The organism is Mesorhizobium sp. M4B.F.Ca.ET.058.02.1.1, assembly GCF_003952505.1.
Taxonomy (GTDB): domain Bacteria; phylum Pseudomonadota; class Alphaproteobacteria; order Rhizobiales; family Rhizobiaceae; genus Mesorhizobium.
Genome location: NZ_CP034450.1, coordinates 6,389,616 through 6,414,283, shown reverse-complemented (window position 1 = coordinate 6,414,283; position 24,668 = coordinate 6,389,616). Strand labels below are relative to the sequence as shown.

General features: G+C 65.8%; 27 protein-coding genes. 12 read left to right on the top strand and 15 right to left on the bottom strand.

The window, feature by feature from the left end; genetic code table 11:
• Positions 1 to 68: 68 nt before the first annotated feature.
• The 8 genes from EJ073_RS31155 to EJ073_RS31120 form a co-directional block, all read right to left on the bottom strand.
• Positions 69 to 1,136 carry an ABC transporter ATP-binding protein gene (locus EJ073_RS31155; protein ID WP_126059004.1) on the bottom strand — a complete coding sequence of 356 codons (1,068 nt, stop codon included), beginning with the start codon at positions 1,134 to 1,136 and terminating at the stop codon, positions 69 to 71.
• Positions 1,136 to 1,924 (bottom strand): ABC transporter permease, encoded by a 789-nt coding sequence (locus EJ073_RS31150; RefSeq protein WP_126059003.1) that lies wholly within the window; start codon positions 1,922 to 1,924, stop codon positions 1,136 to 1,138. The genes EJ073_RS31155 and EJ073_RS31150 overlap by 1 nt, the downstream gene beginning before the upstream one ends.
• Positions 1,924 to 2,793, bottom strand: coding sequence for an ABC transporter permease (locus EJ073_RS31145; protein ID WP_126059002.1), 870 nt, complete (start codon positions 2,791 to 2,793; stop codon positions 1,924 to 1,926). Before EJ073_RS31145 ends, EJ073_RS31150 begins: the two co-directional genes overlap by 1 nt.
• Positions 2,794 to 2,822: 29 nt before the next feature.
• Complete coding sequence (locus EJ073_RS31140; protein WP_126059001.1) at positions 2,823 to 3,884, bottom strand: ABC transporter substrate-binding protein; 1,062 nt, start codon at positions 3,882 to 3,884, stop codon at positions 2,823 to 2,825.
• Between the two features lie 39 nt (positions 3,885 to 3,923).
• On the bottom strand, positions 3,924 to 4,898 hold the full coding sequence (locus EJ073_RS31135) for a PfkB family carbohydrate kinase (protein ID WP_126059000.1): 975 nt from the start codon (positions 4,896 to 4,898) through the stop codon (positions 3,924 to 3,926).
• The gene (locus EJ073_RS31130; RefSeq protein WP_126058999.1) at positions 4,895 to 5,932 is read right to left on the bottom strand and encodes an ADP-ribosylglycohydrolase family protein; all 1,038 of its coding nucleotides are present in this window, start codon (positions 5,930 to 5,932) and stop codon (positions 4,895 to 4,897) included. The genes EJ073_RS31135 and EJ073_RS31130 overlap by 4 nt, the downstream gene beginning before the upstream one ends.
• A 1-nt stretch (position 5,933) precedes the next feature.
• Positions 5,934 to 6,659, bottom strand: coding sequence for a GntR family transcriptional regulator (locus EJ073_RS31125; RefSeq protein ID WP_126058998.1), 726 nt, complete (start codon positions 6,657 to 6,659; stop codon positions 5,934 to 5,936).
• Between the two features lie 182 nt (positions 6,660 to 6,841).
• Positions 6,842 to 7,624 (bottom strand): IclR family transcriptional regulator C-terminal domain-containing protein, encoded by a 783-nt coding sequence (locus tag EJ073_RS31120; RefSeq protein ID WP_126058997.1) that lies wholly within the window; start codon positions 7,622 to 7,624, stop codon positions 6,842 to 6,844.
• A gap of 91 nt (positions 7,625 to 7,715) precedes the next feature.
• On the opposite strand from EJ073_RS31120, the gene EJ073_RS31115 reads away from it, so the two are divergent.
• The 3 genes from EJ073_RS31115 to pcaF are packed head-to-tail and all read left to right on the top strand — an operon-like array spanning position 7,716 to position 10,579.
• Positions 7,716 to 8,573 carry a CoA transferase subunit A gene (locus EJ073_RS31115; protein ID WP_126058996.1) on the top strand — a complete coding sequence of 286 codons (858 nt, stop codon included), beginning with the start codon at positions 7,716 to 7,718 and terminating at the stop codon, positions 8,571 to 8,573.
• On the top strand, positions 8,570 to 9,373 hold the full coding sequence (locus EJ073_RS31110) for a CoA-transferase subunit beta (protein WP_126058995.1): 804 nt from the start codon (positions 8,570 to 8,572) through the stop codon (positions 9,371 to 9,373). The genes EJ073_RS31115 and EJ073_RS31110 overlap by 4 nt, the downstream gene beginning before the upstream one ends.
• The gene (pcaF, locus tag EJ073_RS31105; RefSeq protein WP_126058994.1) at positions 9,374 to 10,579 is read left to right on the top strand and encodes a 3-oxoadipyl-CoA thiolase; all 1,206 of its coding nucleotides are present in this window, start codon (positions 9,374 to 9,376) and stop codon (positions 10,577 to 10,579) included.
• Between the two features lie 13 nt (positions 10,580 to 10,592).
• On the opposite strand, the gene pobA is transcribed toward pcaF, so the two are convergent.
• From pobA to pcaD, 6 genes are read right to left on the bottom strand one after another with little or no spacing between them, the layout of a single operon-like run.
• The gene (gene pobA / locus EJ073_RS31100; protein WP_126058993.1) at positions 10,593 to 11,765 is read right to left on the bottom strand and encodes a 4-hydroxybenzoate 3-monooxygenase; all 1,173 of its coding nucleotides are present in this window, start codon (positions 11,763 to 11,765) and stop codon (positions 10,593 to 10,595) included.
• A complete protein-coding gene (locus EJ073_RS31095) occupies positions 11,765 to 12,817 on the bottom strand; it encodes a 3-carboxy-cis,cis-muconate cycloisomerase (protein ID WP_126058992.1) in 1,053 nt (350 codons plus the stop codon). The genes pobA and EJ073_RS31095 overlap by 1 nt, the downstream gene beginning before the upstream one ends.
• Positions 12,818 to 12,828: 11 nt before the next feature.
• A complete protein-coding gene (gene pcaG / locus EJ073_RS31090) occupies positions 12,829 to 13,443 on the bottom strand; it encodes a protocatechuate 3,4-dioxygenase subunit alpha (protein ID WP_126058991.1) in 615 nt (204 codons plus the stop codon).
• Positions 13,443 to 14,201 (bottom strand): protocatechuate 3,4-dioxygenase subunit beta, encoded by a 759-nt coding sequence (pcaH, locus tag EJ073_RS31085; protein WP_126058990.1) that lies wholly within the window; start codon positions 14,199 to 14,201, stop codon positions 13,443 to 13,445. Before pcaH ends, pcaG begins: the two co-directional genes overlap by 1 nt.
• Positions 14,188 to 14,592, bottom strand: coding sequence for a 4-carboxymuconolactone decarboxylase (pcaC, locus tag EJ073_RS31080; RefSeq protein ID WP_126058989.1), 405 nt, complete (start codon positions 14,590 to 14,592; stop codon positions 14,188 to 14,190). Before pcaC ends, pcaH begins: the two co-directional genes overlap by 14 nt.
• Entirely contained in the window at positions 14,585 to 15,394 is an 810-nt protein-coding gene (gene pcaD / locus EJ073_RS31075) for a 3-oxoadipate enol-lactonase (protein ID WP_126058988.1), read from the bottom strand. The genes pcaC and pcaD overlap by 8 nt, the downstream gene beginning before the upstream one ends.
• A gap of 92 nt (positions 15,395 to 15,486) precedes the next feature.
• On the opposite strand from pcaD, the gene pcaQ reads away from it, so the two are divergent.
• The 9 genes from pcaQ to EJ073_RS31030 all read left to right on the top strand — a co-directional run bounded on the left by pcaQ (position 15,487) and on the right by EJ073_RS31030 (position 24,039).
• A complete protein-coding gene (gene pcaQ / locus EJ073_RS31070) occupies positions 15,487 to 16,404 on the top strand; it encodes a pca operon transcription factor PcaQ (RefSeq protein WP_126058987.1) in 918 nt (305 codons plus the stop codon).
• A gap of 183 nt (positions 16,405 to 16,587) precedes the next feature.
• Positions 16,588 to 17,904, top strand: coding sequence for an ABC transporter substrate-binding protein (locus EJ073_RS31065; protein WP_189347420.1), 1,317 nt, complete (start codon positions 16,588 to 16,590; stop codon positions 17,902 to 17,904).
• A 118-nt stretch (positions 17,905 to 18,022) separates the two neighbouring features.
• Positions 18,023 to 18,670, top strand: coding sequence for an ATP-binding cassette domain-containing protein (locus tag EJ073_RS31060; protein ID WP_245455795.1), 648 nt, complete (start codon positions 18,023 to 18,025; stop codon positions 18,668 to 18,670).
• Positions 18,667 to 19,395 carry an ABC transporter ATP-binding protein gene (locus EJ073_RS31055; protein WP_126058985.1) on the top strand — a complete coding sequence of 243 codons (729 nt, stop codon included), beginning with the start codon at positions 18,667 to 18,669 and terminating at the stop codon, positions 19,393 to 19,395. The genes EJ073_RS31060 and EJ073_RS31055 overlap by 4 nt, the downstream gene beginning before the upstream one ends.
• Positions 19,392 to 20,288: a branched-chain amino acid ABC transporter permease gene (locus EJ073_RS31050; protein WP_126058984.1), complete on the top strand. Its 897-nt coding sequence runs from the start codon at positions 19,392 to 19,394 to the stop codon at positions 20,286 to 20,288. Before EJ073_RS31055 ends, EJ073_RS31050 begins: the two co-directional genes overlap by 4 nt.
• On the top strand, positions 20,285 to 21,346 hold the full coding sequence (locus EJ073_RS31045; RefSeq protein ID WP_126058983.1) for a branched-chain amino acid ABC transporter permease: 1,062 nt from the start codon (positions 20,285 to 20,287) through the stop codon (positions 21,344 to 21,346). Before EJ073_RS31050 ends, EJ073_RS31045 begins: the two co-directional genes overlap by 4 nt.
• A 2-nt stretch (positions 21,347 to 21,348) precedes the next feature.
• Positions 21,349 to 22,134: a coniferyl-alcohol dehydrogenase gene (locus EJ073_RS31040; RefSeq protein WP_126058982.1), complete on the top strand. Its 786-nt coding sequence runs from the start codon at positions 21,349 to 21,351 to the stop codon at positions 22,132 to 22,134.
• Between the two features lie 41 nt (positions 22,135 to 22,175).
• Positions 22,176 to 23,621, top strand: coding sequence for an aldehyde dehydrogenase (locus EJ073_RS31035; protein WP_126058981.1), 1,446 nt, complete (start codon positions 22,176 to 22,178; stop codon positions 23,619 to 23,621).
• Between the two features lie 40 nt (positions 23,622 to 23,661).
• Complete coding sequence (locus tag EJ073_RS31030; RefSeq protein WP_126058980.1) at positions 23,662 to 24,039, top strand: hypothetical protein; 378 nt, start codon at positions 23,662 to 23,664, stop codon at positions 24,037 to 24,039.
• 33 nt (positions 24,040 to 24,072) lie between these two features.
• Here EJ073_RS31030 and EJ073_RS31025 read toward each other — a convergent pair.
• Positions 24,073 to 24,668: sugar phosphate isomerase/epimerase family protein (locus EJ073_RS31025; protein ID WP_145965107.1), on the bottom strand; the 596-nt coding region annotated here is incomplete at its 5' end.

The following is a 24,668-nucleotide window of genomic DNA, read 5'->3' as shown; positions in this document are numbered from 1 at the left end:
AGAGTTGGCCGCGTTTCTTGAATCGGCGCCAGCGCGACACGCTTCAGATGACCGCCCGGCGGCGTCGATTAGCCCGCCGCGATCAGCACAGTACTGTCCGGCGACCAGCTGAGCACCACCGGCTGACCTTCAGCCAACCTTTCGGCGCCGGTGTTCTGCACGATCACCTTCAGCGTCCGGCCGTCGCGGTCGACAAAATAGGTGCTGTTGTTGCCGGCGAAGATACGCTTGGACACCTGTCCCTTGAGCGTATTGGCATTGTCCGCATCGGGCTTCGCCGCGCCGGTCGAGATCTGGATCCGCTCCGGCCGCACCGCGCAACTCGCCTTGGCGCCGGCTGCCAACGAGGGCCCTGACGAGGCATTGATCGCCGTGCCGTCGGGCAGCCGGATGCCGGTGCCGGTCGCGGCGCCGCGAAAGATGTTGGCGTCGCCGAGGAAGGTCGCGGCGAACTCGCTTTGCGGTCGGTCGTAGATCTCTTCCGGCGGCCCCTCCTGCACCAGCCTGCCGTCGCGCAGGATGCCGATGCGGTCGCTCATCGTCAGCGCCTCTTCCTGGTCGTGCGTGACGAAGATGGTGGTGATGCCGATCTCGCGCTGGATGCGCTTCAACTCGATCTGCATGTCGACGCGCAGCGCCTTGTCGAGCGCGCCGAGCGGCTCGTCGAGCAACAGCACGCGCGGCTTGGTGACGATGGCGCGCGCCAACGCCACGCGCTGGCGCTGGCCGCCGGAAAGCTGGTGCGGCCGGCGGGCACCCAGCTTGCCAAGTTGGACGAGGTCGAGTGCCCGCTGCACCTCGGCGGCGATCGTCGCCTTGGCCTCGCCGCGCACCGACAAGCCGAAGGCGACATTGTCGGCGACGCTCATATTGGGAAACAGCGCATAGTTCTGGAACACCATGCCGATGCGACGCTTCTCGACCGGCACGCGCCCGACGCTCTCGCCGCCGATGGCGATGCGGCCGCTGTCCGGAAAATCGAAGCCGGCGATCTGGCGCAATAGGGTGGTCTTGCCGCTGCCGGACGGCCCGAGCAGTGCGTAGAAGCCGCCGTCGGCGAAATCGATCGAGACGTCATCCAGCGCCTTGTGCGCGCCGAAACTGCGCGAGACGTTCGCTACCTGGACGCCTGCCATTATTTCTCTCCGCCGAATTTGAAGAAGCGCGCCGTGAGCAGCATCAGCGCCATCGACACCACGATGATGATCGTCGACACCGCGTTGATCTCGGGCGTGAAGCCTTTGCGGATCGCCGCATAGATCTCGACCGGCAGCGTCGTCTGGCCTGGGGTCGACAGGAAGTACGAGACCACGAACTGGTCAAACGAAACGGCGAAAGCGAACAGACCGCCGGCGATGACGCCGGGCATGATCCAGGGCAACGTGACGCGGTTCGTCACCTGCCACTGGTTGGCGCCGAGCGAGCGCGCCGCCTCCTCCAGCTCCGGCGCGAAGGTCTGCAACCGGGCCGAGACAACGACGATCACATAAGGCAGCGCCAGCGCGACATGGCCGAGCAGGATGGCTACCAGCCCGCGGCCGATGCCGATGCCGAAGAAGAAGATCAGCATCGCCGTGCCTGTGATCAGCCACGGAATGGCGATCGGCGGGAAGAGCAGCGCCTGCAGGGCCTTCTTACCCGGGAATTCGTAGCGGTAGAGCGCCAGCGAGGCGGCCGAGCCGAGCACGGTCGAGATGATGGTGGTGATGACCGCGATCTCGATGCTGTTCCAGGTCGCCGCGATCAGCTGGTCGTTCTGCCAGAGCGAGGCGTACCAGTCCGTCGTCCACTCGAGTGGCAATTGGTAGAAGGGCGAGGCGTTGAACGACATCAGCGCCATGATGATGATCGGCAAATAGAGGAAGGCGAGCAGCAGGACGATGTAGAACCGCCCTAGCCATTCGAGGATGCGCGTCGTCGCCATCAGGCGGCCCTCCGCAACACTGGCGAGGCCACCGCCAGGATCACCAGCACGACGGCAAGCAGGATGAACGAGAGAGCGGCGCCCAGCGGCCAGTTGAAGACGGCGACGAACTGGTCCTCGATGACGGTGCCGTAGAAAGTGCCGGTGCGGCCGCCGAGAATACGCGGCTCCATGAAGGAGCCGACGACCGGCACGAAAATCAGCGCCGCCCCCGCGATCAGGCCCGGCATCGACAGCGGTATGATGACGCGCCAAAGAACCTGCCGCCGCGAGGCGCCGAGCGAGCGGCCGGCCTCGATCAGCGAATCGTCGATCGCCTGCAGCGTCAGGTAGCAGGTCAGCACCATGTAGGGCACGTAGGAGTGCACCAGGCCGATGATCACGGCCGGGTAGGAATACATGAGATCGATGTTGATCTTGAACGGCAGCACGGCGTTGAGTGCCGTGTCGAGGATGCCGCCCTCGCGCAGCACCATCGCCCAGGAGAAGATGCGCACCAGCCCGTTCGACCAGAACGGCAGGATGACGAGCAGGAAGATCGCCTCCCGGCTGCGTCCCTTCAGCACCTTGGCCAGCACATAGGCCGCCGGATAGCCGATCACCACGCACCAAAGGGTGACCTCGAGGCCGAGCCGCAGCGAGGCAAGCAGAAGCGTCAGATAAAGGCTCTGCGAGAAGAAGGCCGCGTAGTTGTCGAGCGTGAACGCCCATTCCTTCCCGGCCAGCGGCAGGTCGGTCATGAAGGAGAAGAAGACCATGGCCGACAGCGGCAGGAAGATCGCCACCGTCAGCCACAGATAGGCCGGCAGGAGAAGCGGCAGGGCCGGCCTCAGTCCGCGCCGCGAACCGATCGCATGCTGGTCAGCCATGGATGCCTCTCCTCCGCGAAAGACGCCGACTACTTCACGTTGACCTTCAGCTCCTGCCAGAGCGCCAGGTACTTCTCGCGCTGCTCGTCGGTGACCGGCGCCTGGAACTGGATGCGCTTGGCGACGTCCGGATCGCCCATGACCTTGCGGTTGAAGGCATCCTCGGGCAGCGCCTCGACCGCTTTGGTGTTGGCCGATACCGGCGCGCCGACCTTGGTGACCCATTCGACGTAGAATTTCGGGTCGATCATGTAGTTGATGAAGGCTTCGGCGCCCTCGACATTCTTGGAGCCTGCCGGGATCGAGAAGGCATCGAGCCAGGCGACGGCGCCTTCCTGCGGGATAACCAGCGAGACCGGCAGCTTGAAATGCGTCTTGGCGCGATCGGCCGAGCCGCTCCAGTAGGTGCCGATGTCGATCTGGTTGGAGGCGACCATCTGGTTCCAGTCGTTCTCCGAGCTCCAGAACGTCTTGATCTGCGGCATCAGCGAGGTGAGCTTCGCCTTGACCGCTTCCATGTCCTTGATGTCGTTGATGTTCTGGCCACTGGCGATGGCGCCGAACTGCACCGCCTCGACGGCGTCATCACGGATGATGACGCGGCCCTTATGCGCCGGATCCCACATTTCGGCGATGCTCGTCGGCGGCTTGGGGAACGACTTCTCGTTGATCGCTAAGGCGGTCAGCCCCCAGACCCACGGCACGCCATAGACCTTGCCGTCATGGTTGAGCATCGGCGAGCCGGCCTTGTCCTTGCTGATGTCGGCGTAGTTGGCAAGCTTCGAGACGTCGATCGGCTGGATCAGCTTGCCGGCCATCGCCTGATCGTTGAAGGCGGCATTGATCATGACGACGTCGTAAAGGCCGGGATTGGTCCTGAGCTTGGTCAGCATCTCCTGTTCGGAGTTGAAGAAGTCGTTGACCACCTTGTTGCCGGTCGCCTTCTCGAAGGCGGCGATCGCCCATGGCTCGTCGGCGCCGTAACCCTTCCAGTTGAGCACATGCACTTCACCGGCATTGGCGGCAAGCGTGAATGCTGAAGCGAAGACGGCCGTGGCCGTCAAAAAAGCGGTCAGTCTGGGCATGCGCATGTTTCTTTCCTCTCATTGTTTGCCCGGTTGGCGGGCTTGTTAAGTTGTGGCCTGTCGTTCCCGGTCCTGCGCGATCGCCGCTTGAACGCGCCGGGCAAGGAATTCCTGGGTTTCGGCGTCGGTCGGCGCCGACGATCCGCCATGGCGGGTAACGGAAATCGCTGCCGCCGCATTGGCATAGCGCGCTGCCTCGCATGGCGGCATGTCGCGCGACAGGCCGCTGACGAAGGCGCCGATATGAGCATCGCCGGCGCCGTTGGTGTCGACGGCGGCGACCTCGAAACCGGGTATGGCGCGCGTACCGCCATCGGCCAGCCGCACTAGGCAGCCTTGCGCGCCGTCGCGGATGACGACGCCTGCCGCTTTCCGGCAATGGTCGGCGAGCAGCCGGATGGCTGCAGTCTGCGCGTCGCCCGAACCTGCGATCGCGGCCGCCTCGCTGGTGTTGCAGCTCAGCCAGGTCGTGCGCGCCAGCACCCTGTCCAGGATCGGGCGCGGAATCTCGGCTATCACCGGCGTTGGATCGAAGACGAAGGGGACTTCCGCCGGCAGCGCCTCGATCCAGTCGGCGAGCGCGTCGCGGCTGCCGGGATAGCTCAGCGTGTAGCCGGAGGTAAAAACCCAATCACCGGCTTGGACTTGGACGGAAGCCATCATGTCGCGCGTGAGCCGGCTCTCGGCGCCCGGCCAGGAGACGAAGGTGCGCTCGGCGTCGCCGCTGATCATGGCAACGCAATTGCCGCTGTCCATCAACGGCGACGGCGGCGTCAGCGTCGAGATGCCTTCGGCGGCAAAAGCCGCGCGCAGGAAATCGCCGTCCGGCCCGGTACCGAGCTGACCGCCGAACACCACCCTCATGCCGGTGCGCCTCGCCGCGACCATCATGTTGAAGCCGCCACCGGCGACCCGCGCGTAGCTCGACGCGGTCTTTTCCGTGCCGGGCGCCGGCAAGGCGTCGATGCGGTAGACATAGTCCACCACGGCGCTGCCGACATGGACCAGCCGTCCACTCATGCTGCAGCCTCCTTGCCGGAGCGGATCTTTGCCTCGCGTGCCGCGATGAGATCGTCTGCCAGCGCGCGAACCGCGGCGAGATCGATGCCGTGCAATTTGGCAATGCGATCCTGCGGCAGGCGCGACAGGCCGGCAGAGGCACCTGCCATGCTGGCGGCAATGGCGCCGATCGTGTCGGTGTCGCCTCCGAGATTGGCGCTGATGACAGCCGCTCGCCACGGATCGCCTTCGGCGACCTCCAGCACGGCGAACGCCGCCGGAACCGATTCCTGGCTGGCGACGCCGGTGCCGACCAGATCGACGATCAGCCGGATCGCCTCTTTCTCGGCCTTGCCGCGCACAAGGTCCTGCGCCCAGGCGATCCGCGCGGCGATGTCGCCGCCGGTGACCCAATGCCCGAGCGTTGCCCCCAACCGTGCCGCCGTCACGGCGCGCTCGGAAGCCGCGCGCCAGTCGGCGCCCGAGACTCCGCCGCTGACCGCCAAAGCGACCGCGGCGGCCGAAGCTATGGCAATCGAGGTATTGTGCGTGGCCCGGCAGGTTTCCGCGACCTTCGCAACCAGCGTGTCGAGTGGCTCCGGCGGCATCATGATGCCAACTGGCGCGATGCGCATGGCCGCGCCGTTGGTGTCGCCGCCGCTGCCGGCCTCCTCGGGCGGCACGCCGTCATTGATGGCGTCGATGGCGCGCTTGGTCGACGGGCCGAGCAAGTCGTAGCTGCCGCGTGCCTTGACCCCGCGCTCCCAGTCGAGCAGCGCATTGACCCAGCGCGTGTGGTCGAAACGGTCGCCGGACCCGACCAGGATGCGGCCAAGCAGCAGCGCCTGTTCCGTGTCGTCGGTGATCGTGCCGGCTTCAAGGCCCTTCGACACCGGATGATCGTCGACGGGCGCGACGAAGTCGTCGACATGGCCATAGAGTTCGGCGATGCGGCCGGGCGACAGAAGCTGCGTCGGCATGCCCAGCGCGTCGCCAAGCGCGCCGCCGATCAGCGCGCCCATTGCCCGGTCGATCACCCCGGCCGCATCCGTCATCTCAAAACTCCAGATGAAGGGCGAAATGCGCCGGGTTGAGCAGGCTAGTGACGAATTCGATCGGTCGACCATCGGCGGCGCGAGTCAGGCGCCGCGTCCGCAGGAAGGGCGTGCCCGGCGCGCAGTCGAGGATGGCGGCATCGGCGGCGCTCAGCATCTCGATGTCGACCCACTCCTCGCCATGGTCGGGAACGAGCCCTGCTCCGCGCAGCGTCTGGTGCAGCGAGCCTTCGCGCAGGCCGCGCAGCGGCACGTCTTCCAGTTCGGGCGACAGCGGCAGGCGGCTACGCTCGATCGAGATCGCATGGCCGTCATTTGCATTCGTGCGGACGCGATCGACAGCGATGAAAGCTGGATTGTCGACGCCAAGCTTCGCCGCAAGCTCCGCGTCCTCGATGACTTCGAGCCGCAGCGTGCGCGTCTCGGCATTGGCGCCCGCATTGGCAAGCGCGCGCGACCAGCCGACGGCATCATCGACCGGCATGCCGTCAAAGGTGACGAAGGAACCGATGCCGACCCTGGTGGTGATCAGGCCGCGACTCGACAATTCCTCGAGACCTTTTCGGACCGTGTTGCGGCTGACGGAGAAGCGCTGGACGAGTTCGTTCTCGCTCTGCAGACGGTCGCCGAAGCCGAGCACGCCGGAGCGGATTTCGTGCTCCAAAACCGTCGCGATCTGCTCCGGCTTGCCGGTGCCGGGAGTGAGCTGCGTCGCGCGACGGGCCATATCAATACCTGTTCATTGAACCTGTATAATCCTGTTCAATAATGCATTTGAAAGGCGGCGTCAACGGTCGAGTTCGGCGCATGCAGGCGCCGCCGTTGCGGCCAGCCCCCGTCACTATACGGGGAGAAGTGCCCGGCAGGGCGATGAGGGGCGGCGCCGACTTCAGACAGTTGGCTGGCCAGTCAGTCGAAGAAGAATTCCTCGACCCGCTGCTTTGCTTTGCGCAGCACAGGCAGGATCTCGCGCTCCATCGCCTCGACCGAGAACCGGGCCGACTGCGTCGAGACGTTGATGGCGGCGACTACCTGGCCGGTACGGTCGCTGATCGGCACGGCTATCGAACGCAGGCCGAGTTCCAGTTCCTCGTCGACAATGGCGAAGCCATCCGCCCCCGCCTTGTCGATTGCCTTGCCCAGCGCGGCGCGGCTGGTGATCGTCCGAGGCGTCCGCGGCTCGATCTTTGCATCGGCGAGGAAGGTCTTCATCTCATCGGCCGGCAGCCCAGAGAGCAGCACGCGGCCCATCGATGTGCAGTAGGCGGGCAGCCGGGTACCGACGTCGAGCGCCACGCTGAGGATGCGGCGGCCGGGGATGCGCGCGACATAGACGACGTCCTCGCCCGACAGCACCGCGGCGTTACAGGCCTCGTCGAACTGCCCGGCCACCTCGCGCATGATCGGCGCAGCGAAGCTCCACAGCGAGGCACTGCCGAGCCAGGTCCGCGCGATGGTGAGCAGGCGTGGCGACAGCGAAAACAGCCGGCCCGACTGTGTCGCGTAACCCGCGTTCACCAACGTCAGCAGGAAGCGGCGGGCGCCGGCGCGAGTCAGGCCCGCCTCCTCTGCCATCTCGGTCAGCGTCATGCCGGCGGGATAACGCGCGAGGACCTCCATCACCGCAAGCCCGCGCTCCAGCGAGCCGACATGATCGCGCGAACTGGCCTCGCCTTCTAGAGCCGTCTGCATGGCGTTGACTCCCCTTCAGGGTAAGATTAGAAAGTATCACATATCAAACATATGTTCGCAATACGAACTTTTCGATACCGGGAGCCGAAGAATGGTGAAGTTCCTGCCGCTGAAGGAGGCTGTCGCGGAGAACCTGCACGACGGCGATACGGTCGCCTTCGAGGGCTTCACCCATCTGATCCCGACAGCGGCCGCGCATGAGGCCATTCGCCAAGGCTTTCGCGACCTCACTTTGATTCGCATGACGCCGGACCTGATCTACGACCAGATGATCGGCATGGGCATGGCGAGAAAGATCGTCTTCTCCTATGTCGGCAATCCCGGCGTCGGCCTGCTGCGGCGCGCCCGCGACGCCATCGAGAATGGCTTTCCGCGCGCAATCGAGGTCGAGGAACACAGCCACGCCGGCATGGCCAACGCCTATGAGGCGGGTGCCGCCGGCCTGCCCTGCGCGGTCTTTCGCGGTTATCGCGGCGCCGGCCTCGCTTCGGTCAACCCGAACATACGGTCGCTCACCTGCCCGTTCAGCGGCGAAGTGCTCGCCGCCGTTCCATCGATCCGGCCCGATGTCAGCTTCATCCATGCACAGAAGGCCGACAGGAAAGGCAATGTGCTGGTCGAAGGCATCATCGGCATCCAGAAGGAAGCCGTTCTCGCGGCCAAGCGCGCCGTGGTGACGGTCGAGGAAATAGTCGACAATTTCGACGATCTCCACCCCAACCTCACCGTGCTGCCCAACTGGACGGTCGCCGCGATCGCGGTCGTGCCGGGCGGCTCGCATCCCTCCTACACCCATGGATATTATGCGCGCGATAACGCGGCCTATCTCGAATGGGACGAGATCGCCGCCGACCGTGACCGTTTCCAGGCCTGGATGCAGAAGAACGTCATCGAGAGCAGCGCGGCCGACTTCGCCGGTCGCGTCGAGCATCTGAGGAAAGCCGCATGAGCGACGCTGAAAATCTTGGCTTCACGCCCAACGAGATGATGACGATCGCCGCCAGCCGGGCGCTGAAGAGCGAGGATGTCTGCTTCGTCGGTATCGGCGCGCCGTCTGCCGCCTGCAACGTCGCGCGGCTGACCCATGCGCCGGACATCACGCTGATCTATGAAAGCGGCACCATCGGCACCGCGCCCGATGTGCTGCCGCTGTCGATCGGCGATGGCGAATTGTGCGAGACAGCGGTTACCACCGTCGCGGTGCCGGAGATGTTCCGCTACTGGCTGCAGGGCGGCCGCATCTCCATCGGCTTCCTGGGCGCGGCCCAACTCGACAGGTTCGGCAACATCAACACAACCGTCATCGGCGACTATGCGCACCCGAAAACGCGCCTTCCCGGCGGTGGCGGCGCGCCGGAAATCGCCACCTCTTCAAAAGAGGTGTACATCACCATGGCGCAGTCGAAGCGCGGCATGGTCGAAAAGATCGACTTCTTCACCTCCTTCGGCCATGGCGACGGCGGCGATCACCGCAAGCGTCTCGGCATCGATACGGCCGGCCCGACGCTTTTGATCACCGACCTCGCGATCTGGAAGCCGGATCCGGTCACCAAGGAATTCACCGTCGTGTCGCTGCATCCAGGCGTGACCCGCGAGCAGGTGCAGGCGACCTGTGGCTGGGTGGTAAAATTCGCCGAGGCCCTTGACGAGACGCCGGCGCCGACGGAACTCGAGCTGACGACATTGCGCGATCTTCAGGCCCGCACCAAGGCGGCGCATGAGGGGACCGCCAAGGGGAAAGCTGCATAGATGACCGACGCCTTCATCTGCGACTACATCCGTACGCCGATCGGCCGCTTCGGCGGCGCGCTGTCCTCGGTACGAACGGACGATCTCGGTGCGGTACCCTTGAAGGCCTTGGTCGAGCGCAATGCCGGCGTCGACTGGGCGGCGGTTGAAGATGTTATCTATGGCTGCGCCAACCAGGCCGGCGAGGACAACCGCAACGTCGCCCGCATGGCGCTGCTGCTCGCCGGCCTGCCCCAGGACATTCCGGGCTCCACCGTCAACCGCCTCTGCGGCTCGGGGATGGATGCCGTCACCATCGCGGCGCGCGCCATCAAGGCCGGCGAGGCCGAGCTGATGATCGCCGGTGGTGTCGAGTCGATGAGCCGCGCGCCGTTCGTCATGCCCAAGGCCGACACCGCCTTCTCCCGCAACGCCGAGATCCACGACACCACCATCGGCTGGCGCTTCGTCAACCCGCTGATGAGGAAACAGTATGGCGTCGATTCCATGCCGGAAACGGGCGAAAACGTCGCCGAGGACTTTGCCGTTTCACGCGCCGACCAGGACGCCTTCGCCGTGCGCAGCCAGGACAAGGCGGTCGCAGCGCAGGCCAATGGCCGGCTGGCGAAGGAGATCACGCCGGTGACGATCCCGCAAAGGAAGGGCGATGCAATCGTGGTCGGCAAGGACGAGCATCCACGCGCCGGCACCACCATCGAGGCGCTGGCCAAACTGCCTACGCCGTTCCGCCAGGGTGGCACCGTGACCGCCGGCAACGCCTCCGGCGTCAATGACGGCTCGGCCGCCCTCGTCATCGCTTCGGAAGCAGCCGCGAAGAAACATGGCCTGACGCCGATCGCCCGCATCCTTGGCGGTGCTGCCGCCGGCGTCGCGCCGCGCATCATGGGCATCGGCCCGGCGCCGGCGACGAAGAAACTCTGCGCCCGCCTCGGCCTGACGCCCGAGCAGTTCGAGGTCGTGGAGTTGAACGAGGCCTTCGCTTCGCAGGGCATCGCGGTGCTGCGCCAGCTCGGCATCGCCGAGGACGCCGCGCACGTCAATCCGAACGGCGGCGCGATCGCGCTCGGCCACCCGCTCGGCATGTCGGGCGCCCGCATCACCGGCACGGCGGCGCTCGAACTCCGCGAGCGCGGCGGCCGCTATGCGCTCGCCACCATGTGCATTGGCGTTGGCCAAGGCATTGCGATCGCGCTGGAACGCGTCTGACGACTGCTTCCGATCAATACGGCAGGCCGACGTAGTTTTCGGCCAGTGCCGTCGAAGCGGCCTTGGAATGCACGAGATAGTCGAGCTCGGCTTCCTGGATGCGCTGGCCGAACTCGCCCGTCTCGGGAAAGCGGTGCAGGATCGTCGTCATCCACCAGGAGAAGCGCACTGCTTTCCAGACCCTGGCCAGCGCCTTGCCTGAATAGGCATCGAGCCCTGCCTGCGACCGCTCGCGATAGAATTCACGAAGCCCGGCAAAGAGATAGCGCACGTCGCTGGCGGCGAGGTTGAGGCCCTTGGCGCCGGTCGGCGGCACGATATGGGCCGCGTCGCCGACCAGGAACAGCTTTCCGAAGCGCATCGGCTCGGCGACGAAGGAGCGCAGCGGCGCGATCGACTTTTCGAAAGACGGCCCGGTGGTGACGGACGCCGCTGTCTTCGGCGGCAAGCGCCGGCGCAACTCGTCCCAGAAACGGTCGTCGGACCAGGCTTCGACGCGCTCGTCCGCCGGGCACTGCACATAGTAGCGGCTGCGGTGCGGCGAGCGCATCGAGCACAGCGCAAAGCCGCGCTCGTGATTGGCGTAGACCAGTTCGTGGTCGGCCGGCGGCACCTCCGCCAGCACGCCAAGCCAGCCGAACGGATAGGTCCGCTCGAAGGTCTTCAGCGTGCCCTCCGGCACCGAGCGGCGGCTGACGCCGTGATAGCCGTCGCAGCCGGCGATGAAGTCGCAGTCGATGCGGTGGCCGACACCGTCTTTGTCATAGGTGACGAAAGGCGCCGCGCCATCGAAATCATGCGGCGCGACGTTCGCGGCTTCGTAGACGGTGACCAGCCGGGCCGTTTCGCGCTTGTCCATCAGATCATGCGTCACCTCGGTCTGGCCGTAGACTGTGACATGCTTGCCGCCGGTGAGCGCCGTGAGATCGATGCGGTGCAAGCGACCGTCGAAGGCGAGCGAGATGCCGGAATGCGGCAGTCCTTCGGCATGGAGCCTGTCTGCCGCGCCCGCCTCGCCGAGCAGGTCGACGGTCCCCTGTTCGAGCACGCCGGCGCGCACCCGGCCGAGCACATGCTCCCGGCTCGACCGTTCGAGAATGACGGTCTCGACACCGATGGTGGCGAGCAACTGGCCGAGCAGCAGGCCGGATGGGCCCGAGCCGATGATAACAACCTGTGTACGCATCAGTGTCCGAGGCTTTCGATCTGTCCGGCAAGCTCCGCGGCGAGCCGGAGTGCTCCCGCTGTCGCCACCACCATCTGCGGCAGGATCAGCCATTCCAGTGTCCAGGCGGCGCCAGAGCGCTCCTGCTCGTGCACCAGCGCCTGATGCATGCCGGCAAGCTGGGTGGCGTTGAAGCGGGCAAGGGCCACCAGCGCCTCCGCCTTCACCGGGTTCTGCTTGTGCGGCATGGCCGACGAGCCGCCGCCCGCGGACAGTTTTATGTCCGTACCGGCCTGCCCCATCAGCGCGATGTCGTGGCCGAACTTGCCGAGGCTGCCGGTGACAAGCGACAGCCAGCCGGCGAACTCGGCTATCGCATCGCGCTGGCTGTGCCACTGCGGCGCATCGCCGAGGCCGAGTTTGGCGGCGAGCGCCGCGCGCACGGACGCAGCCTTGTCGCCGAGTCTATCGAGCGTGCCGGCCGCGCCGCCGAACTGGACGACCAGCAGCCGCGCGGACTGTTCCTTCAATCTGAGTTGGTGACGCTCCAGCGGCGCCCGCCATGAGGCAATCCGATCTCCAACCGTGATCGGGATTGCCGGCTGCATGCGCGTCATCGCCATCAGCGCCCTGCCCCCGAAATCCTGTTCGAGGCCCGCAAGCCGCACGATGTTTTCGCTGAGCAGCAGGCCGATATGGTCGACCGCGCCGCTGAGCCGCAGCACCAGCGAGCTGTCGATGACGTCCTGGCTGGTCGCGCCGAAATGAACGAACGCATTGTGCGGTTCGCCGACGGCGGCCTTGATCTGGCGTACCAACTCCGGCACCACGACCCCGTCTCTGGCAACGCCGGCCCTGAGCCTGGCCGTGTCGGGCCGGAACGAGGTCAGAGCCGAGCCGATTGCCGTTGCGGCGTCGTTGGAAATGACGCCGCACTCGGCCTCGGCCTCGGCCAGGGCGCGCTCGAAAGCCAGCATCGCGTCGATGTCGGCTTCCACGGAAAAATGCCTTGCCGCCTCCTCGTCGCCGAGGAGAGCCGAAAGCAGCGGATGATCGAAGGGCGATACGGTCATGTTCCGGTCGGTCAGCTGTCGAAGAAGACCGTCTCCTTCTCGCCCTGCAGGTGGACATCGAAGACGTAGGTGTCGCCCTGGCGCTTGGCGATCAGCGTCGGAACGCGCAGGCGATGCTCGATGCGGGCAAGGATCGGGTCCTCGGCATTGGCCTTTTCCTCGTCCGAGAAATAGAGCCGGGTATGGAGGCCGATATTGATGCCGCGCGCCACGATCCACAGCGTAATGTGCGGCGCCATCAGCCGCCCGTCGCGGAACGGCACGCGGCCGGGCTTGATCGTCTGGAACAAGCAGACGCCCGTTTCCATGTCGGTCGGCTTCCGGCCCCATCCCGAAAAGCTCGGATCGGCAGCGCCGCGCAATTCGGCCGGCGAATTGTAGAAACCGTTGGCATCGGCCTGCCAGATCTCGATCAGCGCGTCCTTGAGCGGCGCGCCGGCACCGTCGAAAACGCAGATACGCAGCTCGATGCGCTCGCCCCTGGTCTCACCATTGACCATGGTCGAGCCGAGGTCGCTTTCATAGACGCCGCCGATGCCGCAGAAATTCGGCGTCAGCCCGATATGAACGTAGGGTCCCGCGGTCTGCGAAGGGCTTTCCTTCAGCCGGTCGAGCGATTGCGCCATCAATTGCCCTCCGGCCTGTTCTCGAACAGCGTCGAGCGACGTCCGCGCAGCACGATATCGAACTTGTAGGCGAGCGCGTCCATCGGGATCGTCGACTGCATGTCGAGGGTAGCAATCAGCGCTTCGATGGCTGCCTTGTCGGAAATGCCGCCGACGATCGGGCAGCGCCAGATCAGCGGATCGCCTTCGAAATACATCTGGGTGATCAGCCGCTGCGCGAAACCCTGGCCGAACACCGAAAAATGGATATGGGCAGGACGCCAGTCGTTCGGACCGTTCGGCCACGGATAGGGTCCCGGCCTGACGGTGCGAAAGGCGTAGCCGCCGTCGTCGCCGGTGATGGTGCGGCCGCAGCCGCCAAAATTCGGATCGAGCGGCGCCAGATAGCTGTCCTTCTTGTGGCGGTAGCGGCCGCCGGCATTCGCCTGCCAGAATTCGAGCAGCACGCCCGGCACACCCTTGCCCCGTTCGTCGAGCACCCGCCCATGCACGATGATGCGCTCGCCGATGGCGCTCTCGCCTGGCTGGGCGAAATTGTGAATCAGGTCGTTGTCGTACTCGCCGAGCATGGCGTGCCCGAACACCGGGCCGGTGAGTTCGGACAGCGTGTTGTCGAAGGAAAGCAGTGCCTTTTGCGGCGAGCGCAGCACCGAACTCTTGTAGCCCGGCGTGAAAGCCGGCGGATGCCAAAGGCGATCGCGCTGGAAGAAGGCGCCGGTCTCCGGCGCCCGGTTGGAGCCCGACTCAGGCATGGGCATTCTCGTCCATCTGCGCGAACACCTCCTTGGCGATCCTGAAGGCGCGGTTTGCGGCCGGTACGCCGGCATAGATCGCGACATGCAGGAAAGCCTCGCAGATATCGTCGCGCGATGCGCCGGTGTTGGCGGTGGCGCGCACATGCATGGCCACCTCCTCGTCATGGCCGAGTGCCGCAAGCAGCGCCAGCGTCACGATCGAGCGCTCGCGCTTCGACCAGCCCGGCCGCGCCCACACCGTTCCCCACGCGGCTTCGGTGATCAGGTGCTGAAACGGCCGGTCGAAATCGGTGGCCGCATCCTCGGCCCGGTCGACATGGGAATCGCCGAGCACGGATCGCCGGACCTCAAGTCCGGTCCGGTATCGGGTTGTGTTCTTGGAAATGTCATCCATGGATTTGCTTTCCGCTGGGAAGCGATGCGATGAAATCGCGGATCAGCCCGGTAAACGGCCCGGGCTGCTCGACGCAGGGAATGTGGCCGGCATTGCGGATCACCTCGAAGCGCGCACCAGGGATGAGATCGGCAAGCGAGCGCACGAGATCGGGCGGCGTCGAGCCGTCCTGGTCACCGACGATGCAGAGCGTGGGCACCGCGATGCGGGGCGCGGCCTCGGTGAAGTCAGCATCGCGAACGGCGGCGCAGGTGCCGATATAGCCGGCGAGCGGCTGCCTGGTCAGCATGTTCCAGCAGCCGTCGAGATCGGTGGAACGCTCCGCGTGGAAGGCAGGGGTGAACCACAGCTTGAGCACGGCGTCGGCAATCTCCTGGATGCCTTTGCTTTCGACCGTCGCGATGCGTGTGTTCCAGCTGTCGGCCGTGCCGATCTTGTGCGCCGTGTCGCTTAGGATGAGGGCCTCAACGCTTTCGGGGCGCCGCGCATAGAACCCCTGCGCGATCAGGCCGCCGACCGACAGGCCGCACAGCACGACCTTGGCCAGGCCGAAGTGATCGACGAGGCCGCAGAGGTCATCGACATGATCGTCGATCGAGCTGACGCCGCCGATGTCGGACAGCCCGTGCCCGCGCTTGTCATAGACGAGCGTCGGCATTTCATCGCCGAGCAGCGAGACAATTTCGTCCCAGATCCGGAAGTCGGTCCCCAGCGAATTCATGAATATGATCGGGCACGCATTGCCAGTCCCCGGCCTGTAGCGGTGGTGCAGCGTAACGCCGCCAATGCTGACGAATGGCACGATTTCGATCCTCCGATGTTAGCTTGCACTAGGTATTTGGTTCGGTAAAATGATATTTTGCGGCGTTTCATTAACTCCGAGGTTATCGAACCATGGCCGAAAGCCGCATCCGCTTCCGACACCTGCAAGCGTTTCTCGAAGTGGCGCGGCAAGGCAGCGTGGCAAGGGCGGCCGAATTCCTGCATGTCAGCGCGCCGGCCGTGACCAAGACATTGCGCGAGTTGGAAGAGGCGCTCGGCATCGCCGTCGTCGAACGCGACGGCCGCGGCATCCGCGTCACGCGGCTCGGCGAGATCTTCCTCGGCCATGCCGGCACGGCGATCACGGCACTGAAGCGCGGCGTCGATTCCGTCCGCCAGGACGGCGCAATCAATCGCCATCCGATCCGCATCGGCGCCTTGCCGACCGTATCGGCGCGGGTGATGCCGCTGGCGATGAGCCTGTTCCTGAGCGAGAACACGGGTGCCGCCATCAAGATCGTCACCGGCGAGAACGCGGTGCTGCTCGAGCAGTTGCGAGTCGGCGCGCTCGACCTCGTCGTCGGCCGTCTCGCCGCTCCGGACAACATGACCGGCTTCTTCTTCGAGCATCTCTATTCCGAGCAGGTGCTGTTCGTGGTGCGGGACGGGCACCCGCTGCTGGAGCCGGGAGCCGACATCTTCGCCCGCCTCGATGAGTTCCCCGTGCTGATGCCAACCAGGGAATCCGTCATCCGTCCCTTCGTCGACCGTCTCTTCATCACCAATGGCATGACCGCGCCCAAAACCGAGATCGAGACCGTCTCGGATTCCTTCGGACGTTCCTTCATGCGCCAGAGCAATGCGGTCTGGATCATCTCGGCCGGCGTCGTCGCCAACGAGATCGCCAGCGGCGCCTTCGTCGCCTTGCCAGTCGACACCGAGGAGACCAAGGGACCGGTCGGCCTGACCATGCGCACCGACACTGCTCCCTCTCCGGCCTTTTCCATCCTGCTGCAGACGATCCGCGAGGCGGCACGGCATAGCGCCTGACAACGGACTCCGTTCGGCGTGTCTTTTCGTAACCTACGGGTTAATGAAACACCGCAAAATATCATTTTACCGAACCAAACCGCTAGTGCAATGTGACCGTGGAGGATCAAAGGCGAGCCCCGGCTGGCGGCACCCGGAAAACCGGTTGCGGCCCGCGTGGGGCGGCCACTGAGGGAGGAGCAGATGACTGAGACTATCGGCAGCAAACCCGTTATCGCCGGCATGTCGCGGCGCCAGTTCATTGCCACTTCGGTGGCCGGCGGCGCGGCCCTTGCGCTCGGCCGCGGCAAGGCCTTCGCGCAGGCCGCGGACACCCTGAAGGTCGGCTTCGTCAGCCCGCGCACCGGGCCTCTCGGCGGTTTCGGCGAGACCGACGGCTATGTGCTCGACCTGGCCCGAAAGGCGCTCGCCAATGGCATCGAGCTCGGCGGCAAGAAATACAGCGTCGAGATCCTCGACCAGGACACGCAGTCGGACCCCTCGCGCGCCGGCCAACTCGCCAAGGACCTGATAAACAACCAGGCCATCGACCTGATGCTCGCGGTGTCCACGCCTGAGGTAATCAACCCGGTGGCCGACGCCTGCGAAGCGGCCGGCGTGCCTTGCCTGTCGACGGTCATGCCTTGGGAAGCCTGGTATTTCGGCCGCGGCGCCAAGCCGGGCCAGCCTTCGCCGTTCAAATGGACCTATCATTTCGGCTTCGGCGTCGACGAATTCTTCAAGGCCTATGTCTCGCAGTGGACTCTGATCGAGACCAACAAGAAGGTCGGCGTCATGTATCCGAACGACGCCGACGGCAATGCCATCCGTGCCCATCTTGCGCCGCTGCTCGCCAAGCAGGGCTTCACCATCGTCGACCCCGGCGCCTACGAGACCGGCACCACCGACTATTCCTCGCAGATCGCGCTGTTCAAGCAGGAAGGCGTCGAGATCTTCAATTCCTTCCCGATCCCGCCGGATTTCGCCGCGTTCTGGCGTCAGGCGGCGCAGCAGGGCCTGACCCGGCAGATCAAGATCGCCCAGGTCGCCAAGACCGGCCTGTTCCCGTCCGATATCGAGGCGCTGGGCGATCTCGGCATGAAGCTTTCAAGCGCCGCCTACTGGCACAAGGCCTTCCCCTACAAGTCGCCGCTGACCGGCGTCTCCGGAACCGAGCTGGCCGACGGCTACGAGGCGGCGAGCGGCAAGCAGTGGACGCAGCAGCTCGGCGCCTCGATGTCGCTGCTCGACGCCGGGTTCGAAGCGCTGAAGGCCAGCACCGATGCCAAGGACAAGGCGGCGGTCGCGAAGGCTCTCAGCACGCTCAACACCGAGACGATGATCGGCAAGGTCGACTTTACCAGCGGCCCAGTCGCCAATGTCTCGCCCGGCCCGATCATCGGCACGCAGTGGGTGGCGGCGAAGGAGGGCAGCAAATTCGCGCTCGACTATGTGGTGACCGAAAACGCCACCGACCCGAAGGTGCCGGTCGAAGCCAAGCTGCAGCCGTACAACGGCTGATTGGACTGCTGACGGGGTTCGCATCGTGACCATTTCGCCCAACGCTGCGATCCTCAATGCCGCCGGCATCCACAAGCGCTTCGGCGCGCTGGTGGTGCTCGACGACATCGACTTCGCCATGCAGGCCGACGAGGCGGTCGGCATTGTCGGCCCGAACGGCGCCGGCAAGACGACATTGCTCAGCGTGATGTCCGGCGCCTATCCGCCGAACGCCGGTACCGTCGCCTTCAAGGGCGGCGATGTCACGTCGCTGCCGGCAACGGCGCGCTGCCGGCTCGGCCTCGTGCGCACGCATCAGGTGCCGAAACCGTTCGGCGGCATGACCACGTTCGAGAATGTCTTCGTCGCCGCCTCGCATGGCGCCGGACTCAAGCGCGACGAAGCCTATGAGGAGGCGCTTGCCTCGTTGAAACTGTGCGGCATGCTTGGCGTCGCCAACCGCCGTGCCGAGACGCTCGGCCTGCTCGACCGCAAGCGGTTGGAGCTCGCCCGGGCGCTCGCTGCCAGGCCGACGCTGCTTCTGCTCGACGAGATCGGCGGCGGACTGACCGACGGCGAGGCCGGCGAGTTGGTCGAGACCATCAGGGAATTGCGGCGCCGGAAGATCGGCATCGTCTGGATCGAACACATCGTCCACATCCTGTTGCAGGTGGCCGGGCGGCTGATCTGCATGGATGCGGGAAAGATCATCGCCGACGGCGAGCCGCAATCGGTCATGGCCGATCCGCAGGTGATCCACGCCTATCTCGGCGGAGGCCCGAAATGAGCCTGCTTTCGGTCGAGGATCTGGTTGTCCGCCACGGCCTGTTGCAGGCGGTGCGCGGCGTGAGTTTCGACGTCGAGCGCGGCGAGACGCTGGCGCTGGTCGGCGCCAACGGCGCCGGCAAGACGACGCTGCTGAGAGCCATCGCCGGCGCGCATCCGCAGGCATCGGGGCGCGTGCGATTCGATGGCGTCGATCTTTGCGGCGTGCCCTCGCACAGCAGAGTCGGCATGGGCATCGCGCTGGTGCCAGAAGGCAGGAAACTGTTCGTCGACATGACGGTCGAGGAGAACCTGCTGCTCGGACGAAGCGCCGGCCGCCCCGGCGACTGGAGCGTCGACAGGGTGCTCGACTCGTTTCCGAACCTCAAGCCGCGCCGCCGCGCCAAGACCGGGCATCTCTCCGGCGGCGAACAGCAGGCAACCGCCATCGGCCGCGCGTTGATGAGCAATCCGCAACTGCTTTTGCTCGACGAGGTCTCGCTCGGCCTGTCGCCGCTGGTCGTCGACCGCGTCTACGCCTCGCTGCACGGCCTGATCAGCTCCGGTACGACGATCATCCTCGTCGAACAGGATCTCAACCGTGCCCTCTCCGTCTCCGACAACGTCATCTGCATGCTGGAGGGACGGATCGCGCTTGCCGGAGACAGCAAGAGCGTGTCGCGCGACGAGGTGACGAAAGCCTATTTCGGCCTGCATCGGAAGGGCGCCGGAGGCATGCCGGCATGACCAACCAGATCGTCCAGGGCATCCTGCTCGGCGGCTATTACGCGCTGATCGCCTGCGGCCTCTCCTTCATGTTTTCGGTGATGCGCATCATCAACCTCGCCCATGGCAGCCTCGCCGTGCTGTCAGCCTTCGCGCTGTGGCTGTTCGCCTCGCGCTTCCACATTTCACCCTTCCTTGGGCTGCTAATCGTCCTGCCGCTGATGGCCGCGATCGGCTGGGCCTTGCAGCGCTTCCTGCTCGAACGCAGCGCGCGTGGCGGCGCGCTGTTGCCGATCCTGACAACCTTCGGCCTCGCCATCGTCATCGACAATCTCTTGTTCGAGCAGTTCGGCGCCGACACGCGCTCGCTGGCGCCCTTTATCGGCAGCCTCTCCTACGATTCCTGGGAATGGCCAGGCAGCATCTATGTCGGCAAGCTCGCGGTCATCATCTTCGTCACCGCCGTGGTGCTGCTTGGCGGGCTGCAGCTTTTCCTCACTCGCACCGGCCTCGGCCGTTCGATCCGCGCGACCTCGGCAGACCCTGATACCGCCGGCCTGGTCGGCGTCGATGCGCGCCGCGCCAATGCGGTCGCCGCGTCGATCGCCATGGTCTCCGTCGGTCTCGCCGGCGCCTTCCTCGGCATGCGCGCCACCTTCGATCCCTATGCCGGCGCGCCGCAGTTGCTGTTCGCCTTCGAGGCGGCGGTCATCGGCGGCGCCGGCTCGCTGTGGGGCACGCTGATCGGCGGCATCGTGCTGGCGCTCGCCCAGACGCTCGGCGCCCAGGTGCATCCGCAGGGCTTTCTGATCGGCGGCCATGTCGCGTTCCTGATCGCCCTGTTCATACGCCTGTCCACCTCCGGCCTCGGCCTGCGCGGCCTGCTGCGCCTGCCCGCGGGGAAGGCATCATGAGCGCCGCCTCCCCTGTCATCGAGCGCGGCACCGCCGCCTCGCGCATTGCCGCCATCGCGGTGGCCCTGATCATCGCGCTGCTGGCGATCGCGCCGCAATTCCTGTCGGCAGGCGCCGTCGACCGGATGACCGCGCTGTTCATCTATGTGATCCTCGCGGCGATGTGGAACGCGCTCGCCGGTTTCGGCGGACTGGTCTCGGTCGGCCAGCAGGTGTTCTTCGGCCTCGGCGCCTATTTCAGCATCCGGCTGGCGGATGCCGGCCTCAATCCTTTCGTCGCGCTCTTCGTCTCGGCGATCGTCGTCGGCGCTGTCTCCTGGCCGATCTCGCTGTTCATGCTGCGGCTCAGGAACGGCGAGTTCGCCATCGGCATGTGGGTGATCGCGGCCCTCACCCATCTCCTCGTCAACCTCGACCGGCTGGTGCAGGGCGAGACCGGCACGTCGCTGATCTCGCTCAACGTCTACGACGCTTCGACCAGACGCGTGGCGATCTACTGGCTGGCGCTGGCGTCGATGACCGCCCTGCTTGCCGTCCTGTTCGGCCTGCTGCGCGGCAGCACCGGTGCCGCCATCCGCGCCATCCGCGACAACGAGGATGCGGCGGCCTCCGTCGGCGTGCGCGTTACCGGCACCAAGCGGCTGCTTTTCGTGCTCGCCGCCTTTGGCATCGGCGTTGCCGGCGCGCTGTGGCTGGCGACCTCGATCACCTTCCAGCCGAAGACCTATTTCAGCGTCCAGTGGACAGCCTACATGATCTTCATGGTGCTGGTCGGCGGCATCGGCACCTTCGAGGGCGCCATCCTTGGCGCGCTGCTCTTCTTCCTCATCGAGACCTGGTTCGGCGGTGCCGGCGTCTGGTACCTGATCGGCCTCGGCGCCACGGCCCTCGCCTTCTCGCTACTGTTGCCGCGCGGCCTGTGGGGAACGCTGGAGGAGCGATTTGGGCTGCGCCTGCTGCCCGTCGGCTATAGCGTCAGGCTTCCCGTCAACTCGACCCAAACGACGGGCGAGACCGCTTCGCCGGCACCGACAACGACATCTCGGGAGAAGGCCTGACCATGCTTTTCGGCAAGACCATCCTCATCACCGGCGTCGCCTCCGGCATCGGCGCCCGCACGGCGGAACTCGCCGGCCAACTCGGCGCCGACGTGATCGGCGTCGACGTGCGTGAGCCAGCAGCAAGTGCTGGCAGCTTCGTCAAGGCCGACATCTCGTCGAGGGCCTGCGTCGACGAACTGGTGGCACGGCTGCCGCAGCGCCTCGATGCGCTCTGCAACGTCGCCGGCCTTTCCGGCAACACCGGCGCCGTGTCGACGCTCGCCGTCAATTTCTACGGGCTGCGTGCGCTTTCCGAGGCGCTGGCGCCGAAGCTTCGCGAAGGCGGTGCCATCGTCAATGTCGCCTCGATCGCCGGCTTCGGCTGGCGCGCCAATCTCAACCGCGCCGCTTCGATGATCGGCATCGAGGGCTTTCCCGATGTCGCCAGGGTGGTCGCCGACCATGCGGTCAAGAACGAGGAAGGCTATCCGGTCTCGAAGGAGCTTCTGCTGCTGTGGACTTTCCGCGCCGCGCATCAGGAGCGTTTCAAGAGCCGCGGCATCCGCGTCAATGCGGTCAGCCCAGGCCCGGTCGAGACGCCGATCCTGAAGCAGTTCCGCGCCGTGCTCGGCGACGACCGCGTCGACAGCGATATTTCGCGGGTGGGTCGTGCCGGCACGTCGGGCGATATCGCGCCGGTCGTGCTGTTCCTGTGCTCGGATGGCGCGCGCTGGATCAACGGCGCCAACGTGCCGGTCGACGGCGGCCTCGAAGCCTCGATCAACGCCGAGGTGCTCGGCTTCTAATCTGAACTTGCAACGCTCCACCGGGAGCGAGGGAGAGAACAATGGATATCGGACTTCTGATCGACGGCGACGAAAGAACTGCAGCGGGCAAGGCTTCCTTCGACCGCCTGGACCCCTTCACCGGCAAGCTGGCGACGCGCGCCGCCGCCGCCAGCATCGCCGACGCCAACGCCGCGGCTGAGGCCGCTGCCGCGGCTTTCCCGGCCTGGTCGCGGACCGGCCCAGGCGAGCGCCGCGCTTTGCTTTCCAAGGCCGCCGATGTGATGGCCTCCAAGGTCGGCGAATTCACCAGGCTGATGATGGAGGAGACCGGAGCGACCGGGCCGTGGGCCGGCTTCAATGTCATGCTGGCCGCCAATATGCTGCGCGAGGCAGCCGCCATGACGACGCAGATCTCGGGCGAGATCATCCCCTCGGACAAGCCGGGCACGCTTGCCATGGCGATCCGCCAGCCGGCCGGCGTCTGCCTCGGCATCGCGCCCTGGAACGCACCCGTGATCCTCGGTACCCGCGCGCTAGCGATGCCGCTCGCCTGCGGCAACACGGTGGTGCTCAAGGCCTCCGAGATGTGCCCCGGCACGCATCGCCTGATCGGCCAGGTGCTGGTCGAGGCCGGCCTGCCCAAGGGGGTCGTCAACGTCGTCACCAACGATCCGAAGGACGCGGCCGGCATCGTCGAAGCGCTGGTCGCGCATCCGGCCGTCAAGCGCGTCAACTTCACCGGCTCGACCAAGGTCGGCCGCATCATCGCCGAGCTTGCAGGAAGGCATCTCAAGCCGGCCCTGCTCGAGCTCGGCGGCAAGGCGCCGCTACTGGTGCTGGACGACGCCGACATCGACGCGGCGGTCAATGCCGCGACCTTCGGCGCCTTCATGCATCAGGGCCAGATCTGTATGTCGACGGAACGGTTGATCGTCGACGACAAGGTCGCCGACGAGTTCGTCGCCAGGCTCGCCGCCCGTGCCGCGCAACTGCCGGCAGGCGATCCGCGCGGCCACGTCGTGCTGGGCTCGCTGATCAGTAGCCAGGCCGCCGACAAGATGGAGGAACTGGTCGCCGACGCAGTCGCCAAGGGCGCGAAGCTTGTCGCCGGCGGCAAGCGCGCCGGCACTGTGGTGGAAGCGACGTTGCTCGACGACGTCACGCCGGCCATGCGCGTCTACGCTGAAGAATCCTTCGGTCCGGTCAAGCCGGTCATCCGCGTCAAAGGCGAGGACGAGGCCGTGCGCGTCGCCAACGACACCGAATACGGCCTGTCGTCGGCCGTCTTCAGCCGCGACATCAAGCGCGGCATGGCGGTCGCTGCCCGCATTCAGGCCGGCATCTGCCACATCAACGGCCCGACTGTCGGCGACGAGGCGCAGATGCCGTTCGGCGGCGTGAAAGGCTCAGGCTACGGCCGCTTCGGCGGCAAGGCCTCGATTGCCGAATTCACCGACCTGCGCTGGGTGACGATCGAGGACCCGGGACAGCATTATCCGTTCTGAAACTGCAGGTCCCATTGGCGCCATCCGCCGGTGGCGCTACATGCCTTTCTCGCTAATTGTATCGATGCTCGTTGCGGCTGTCTCAATTAGCTGGGATGATGGTGGCATGGGACCAGCAGATGGCGAGTTGGAGACGCGACTAAGGCGGCTGGGCAATCGCCTCGACGAGATCAAGTCGGCAAAACTCGCTGCCGCACCTCGGGATCGCTTTGAAAAAGTGCCGATTGGCCCGGATGATCCGGACCAGATAGCAATTGTAGAGCGCTTCGGCATTGGCGCTTTTCTTGGTCCCGGTAGTCAACTGGCAGGCCTTGCATCGCTAGTTGCCTTCCTGAAGGCATTGCGTCGGACAAACCACGTTCCTTCTCCCGCTCAAGGAGAAGGTCGATTGGCGCACAGCGACAAGACGGACCAATAGTGATCGGGAGAAGGCCACCGCCTCACAGCCCGCTCACCCCAGTTGCAGCCCTGCCTTGCGTGCTTCCTCACGCAGGAACGGCAGGCCGACCTCGATGACGTCGCGCGGGTCCTCCGCCACCGGGCGCCACACCGCTAGCCCGCCGGCAATGTCGACATCGACATGGTTCATGCTTTCGAGCGTGATCGGTCCCTCATAGCCGATGTCGGCGATTGCCTTCATGCAGGCCGCCCAGTTGATCATGCCGCGCCCCGGCACGCCGCGGTTTGCCTCCGACACATGCACATAGCCGAGGAAGGGCGCGGCCGCCTCGAAGCCGGCCGCAAAGCTCTCCTCCTCGATATGCATGTGGTAGGTGTCGAGGTGGATGAAGATATTCTCCGCCCCGACCCGCTCGATGACCCTGGTCGCATCGATACCGCGGTTGATCAGATGCGTCTCGTAGCGGTTGCAGGGCTCGATGCCGAGCTTCAGCCCGCGCGCCTTCGCCGACTTCGCCGCCCGCTCGAGGAAGCGGCACATACCGTCGATCTCCTTGCGCGTCGGCGCCCGGCCGGTAGTCTTGCCGATCGTGCCGTAGGTAACGCCGCCGAGCGCCTCGCTGCCCACCTCATGCAGACCTTGAAGGC